Origin of the sequence: Candidatus Erwinia dacicola, assembly GCF_001756855.1 — a bacterium.
In the GTDB taxonomy this organism is placed as follows: Bacteria; Pseudomonadota; Gammaproteobacteria; order Enterobacterales; family Enterobacteriaceae; genus Erwinia; species Erwinia dacicola.
Map to the genome: position 1 here is coordinate 1 of NZ_MAYS01000231.1, position 4,145 is coordinate 4,145.

At 51.7% G+C, this 4,145-nt stretch carries 2 protein-coding genes and 3 pseudogenes; 3 read left to right on the forward strand and 2 right to left on the reverse strand.

The window, feature by feature from the left end; all coding sequences use genetic code 11:
* Positions 1 to 294 (reverse strand): annotated as a pseudogene (locus BBW68_RS20605) (transposase zinc-binding domain-containing protein); the annotation flags it as partial.
* Between the two features lie 236 nt (positions 295 to 530).
* Positions 531 to 1,389: pseudogene (locus BBW68_RS07255) on the reverse strand (MurR/RpiR family transcriptional regulator).
* Between the two features lie 394 nt (positions 1,390 to 1,783).
* On the opposite strand from BBW68_RS07255, the gene zwf reads away from it, so the two are divergent.
* From zwf to tnpB, 3 genes and pseudogenes are all read left to right on the forward strand, one after another.
* Complete coding sequence (zwf, locus tag BBW68_RS07260) at positions 1,784 to 3,259, forward strand: glucose-6-phosphate dehydrogenase (protein WP_070134620.1); 1,476 nt, start codon at positions 1,784 to 1,786, stop codon at positions 3,257 to 3,259.
* 240 nt (positions 3,260 to 3,499) lie between these two features.
* Positions 3,500 to 3,913, forward strand: coding sequence for a transposase (locus tag BBW68_RS07270; protein ID WP_070134622.1), 414 nt, complete (start codon positions 3,500 to 3,502; stop codon positions 3,911 to 3,913).
* A pseudogene (tnpB, locus tag BBW68_RS07275) lies at positions 3,910 to 4,145 on the forward strand (IS66 family insertion sequence element accessory protein TnpB); the annotation flags it as partial. The gene BBW68_RS07270 and the pseudogene tnpB, both read left to right, overlap by 4 nt.

Genomic DNA, 4,145 nt, shown 5'->3' on the forward strand with positions numbered 1-4,145 from the left:
CATTCGCAGTCGGGCAGGACGTGTTGTTGCTCAGCAATCCACTGTTCGGTGGACTTCATGCTGCAGGCCTTTGACTTGCAGCTCTGGCAGAAGAAGCGGGAGTGGGTACAGTCAGGTAAAGCCAGGTAAAGCGCAGCAGTAGCGGCGCACACCCATAGCGCAGGTGCCACAGGCGAGCATGCGCTCAACGGCGAGTTGGGTCCACTGGCTGACGCTGTCGCCATGTTTTTCGAGATAGCGGTTCCAGCCGTCATCGACGGTGAAAAGGAGTTTGGCGGGACGCGGGATATACATGGAGCTGAGTATAAAGCGGAGTTCCAGTCATGCAAAGCACCGGAACGGCGAAGCCGTGACGCTCGCCCTTAAGGGCGCTACGTTCTTGACCTGAGACGTCTTGACATGTATAACCCCGTTGACTTTGAGTGTGGTGTTGCGGGAGCAAGCACTACTTAGGCTGTATCTTTAGTCATATAATTTGGGCCAGATGAATTCGACCCTTTACCGTCTTTACTGATTTAAAAAACGGTTAATTACTGGCGCGTCAGAGCAGAAATCAGGCTTTCTTTCTCGAAGGGTGAATCGTTCAGTGCTTTTTCACCCGTTTCAGATTATCGCGAAATTTTGCACCGCGCCGCAGGGTGAAACCGGTCGCTAAGACGTCAATCAGAGTGAGCTGCGTCAGTCTGGAAACCATTGGCATATAGATATCAGTGTCTTCAGAAACGTCCAGCGTCAGAGCCAGTGTGGCTTCGCGGGCAAGTGGCGAGCCGGGAGAGGTAATAGCCAGCACGGTGGCATCATTTTCACGGGCCAGCATTGCCAGTTCAACCATACCTTTTGTGCGCCCGGTATGGGAGATCAGCATCATCACATCGCCTTCACCGCTGTTTATACAGCTCATGCGCTGCATCACAATATCATCTGAATGGATAACCGGCACATTGAAGCGAAAAATTTATTAATCGCATCGTGTGCGACAGCGGCGGATGCGCCGAGGCCAAAAAAGGCGATTTTCTTCGAGTGGGTAAGCAGATCGACCGCCCGATTAACGGCATCAACGTCCAGACTTTGTTTTACCCGGTTGAGACCGGCCATTGCCGATTCAAAAATTTTGCTAGAATAGGACTCGACGCTGTCATCCTGTTCAACATTACGGCTGACATCGGGCGAGCCCTTTGCTAGGCTTTGAGCCAGCGGGAGATTTAAAATCTGGAAAGCCGTTGGCATCCAGTCGATGGCAGAAGCGGTTAACCGTCGGCTCCCTGACGCCGGCAGCGCAATGCTGGAGTGCATCGCGGTGGTTGGGGAGGCGAGGATCACTTCCGCAACCTTGCGTTCGGATTTGCTCAAATTTTCTAGTTGTAACTGAATTTTTTCCAGCATATTCATATTGCTACCCGCTCATACATTCTGACGATTTCAATCAAAGGAAAAATCGATGTCGTTTTGTAGAGAATATACAATGCGCTACAGGCCCGGTGGCAGTAGCATAATGACAACACTTTACATTTTTTGCCAGAGTTTTAGCTTTGTCTGATTTTCACGACTGTAATAACAGTAACAAAAATGTCGAAAAATTACGCAGAAACTGACTGCCAGCCCCTGTTGTTTGTCACTAAATTAGGCATTGCATTGGTTGAATACTATATTGTGCCTGAGTGCGTCCGGCTGGTTTCCGCGGACTGGGCAAAAGCAGTACATTGTATTGAAACAAAATTACAATAAGAGTCTGTCTGACTACGGAATTTTAGGGACAGGCTAATCCTGCATCGAGGAGAATGAAATGGCGGTTACACAAACAGCCCAGGCATGCGATCTGATAATTTTCGGTGCCAAAGGCGACCTTGCACGCCGGAAACTGTTGCCCTCTCTGTACCAATTAGAAAAAGCCGGTCAGATTCATGAGGACTCCCGCATTATCGGCGTTGGCCGCGCTGAGTGGGATAAAGCAGCCTATACCGAAGTGGTGCGTGAAGCGCTGGAAACCTTCATGAAGGAGAAAATCGACGAAGCGCTGTGGGATAAGCTCTGCAACCGCCTCGATTTCTGCAACTTGGATGTCAACGACAGGGGGCATTTCCCGCGCCTAGGCAAGATGCTGGACCAGAAAAAACGCGTCACCATCAACTACTTCGCCATGCCGCCAAGCACTTTTGGCGCGATCTGTGAAGGGCTGGGCACAGCCAAGCTGAATGCGCACCCGGCGCGCGTAGTGATGGAAAAACCGCTGGGCACCTCGCTGGCGACCTCGCAGGAAATTAACGACCAAGTCGGAGAATACTTCGACGAGAGTCAGGTTTTCCGTATTGACCACTACCTCGGTAAAGAGACGGTACTTAATCTGTTGGCGCTGCGTTTTGCTAACTCGCTGTTTGCCTCCAACTGGGATAACCGCACCATCGACCACGTGCAGATTACCGTGGCCGAAGAAGTGGGAATCGAAGGCCGCTGGGGTTACTTTGACCAAGCTGGCCAGATGCGCGATATGATCCAGAACCATCTGTTGCAGGTTCTGACCATGGTAGCGATGTCACCGCCGGCGGACCTTTCTGCTGACCGTATTCGTGACGAAAAAGTGAAAGTGCTGCGCTCCCTGCGCAGTATTGACCACACCAACGTGCGCGAAAAAACCGTGCGTGGTCAGTATACTTCCGGCTTCGTGCAGGGCAAAAAAGTGCTTGGCTACCTTGAAGAAGAGGGGGCGAATAAAACCAGCACCACTGAAAGCTTCGTCTCTATTCGCGTGGATATCGACGACTGGCGCTGGGCAGGCGTGCCGTTCTACCTGCGTACCGGCAAGCGTCTGCCAACCAAATGTTCCGAAGTGGTGGTCTACTTCAAGAATCCGGAGCTGAACCTGTTCAAAGATACTTGGCAGGAGCTGCCGCAGAACAAACTGACCATTCGCCTGCAGCCGGATGAAGGCATGGATATTCAGATCCTGAACAAAGTGCCGGGCCTTGACCACAAGCACAACCTGCAAACCACCAAGTTGGATCTGAGCTTCTCAGAAACCTTTAATCAGTCGCACCTAGCAGATGCCTATGAACGCCTGCTGCTGGAAACCATGCGCGGTATTCAGGCACTGTTCGTGCGCCGTGATGAAGTGGAAGAGGCGTGGAAATGGGTCGACTCTATTATGGATGCTTGGTCTGCCGATAAAGAAGCGCCTAAGCCTTATCAGGCGGGGACGTGGGGGCCGGTGGCTTCCGTCACGATGATCACCCGCGATGGTCGCTCATGGAATGAATTCGAGTAGTTCATGCCTGAAAAGTAAAACCCGCCCCCGCGGCGGTTAATGAGATGGTCCCCACCACCCTGTGAGCGGTACGCTGACATGGTGTTTCTTTATGGAGAAGACCATCATGCAAAACGTCACGCTTATTGGTATCGATCTCGGCAAACATTCTTTTCGTAAGCGTAAAGCCAGCGCCATATTTAGCCATTAAGCCAGTGCAGGTAACTTAGACGCCCACCTGTTACAGACGGACATCTAAGTATGGAAACCCAATCCTGGCGAAAAGAACTTCGTAAAAATTATTCGAATGACTTCAAGCTCCTTATGGTCGAACTGGCTTCTTGCCCCGGTCCCTGCGTTGCTCAGATTGCCCGCGAAAATGGCATTAACGATAACGTCATCTTTAAATGGTTACGGCTCTGGCAGGAAGAGGGTCGCATATCACGTCGTCTTCCTGCAATAGTCGAATCCTCACCATCACCGATGATGCTGCCTGTCGAGGTGATACCTGACCCAACGCCAACAGGTGAGACGAACACAGATCCGGGTCAGCTTTCAACGCTGAATGCCACCTCCTGTTGTGTTGAGTTCCGTCACGGCAAAATGACGCTTGAAAACCCGTCATCAGAGTTGCTGGCCGTGCGGCCCCGCGAGCTGACCGGGAGAAGCCAATGATATCCCTCCCGTCAGGCACCCGTATCTGGCTGGTTGCTGGCGTCACGGATATGCGTAAATCGTTCAATGGTCTGGACGAGCTGGTACAGCATGCACTTGATGAAAACCTGTTCTCCGGCCACCTGTTTATCTTCCGTGGTCGCAATGGCAATACCGTGAAAAATCCTCTGGGCTGACGTTAATGGCCTGTGCCTGTTTACCAAATGGCTGGAAGAAGGCCAGTTTATCTGGC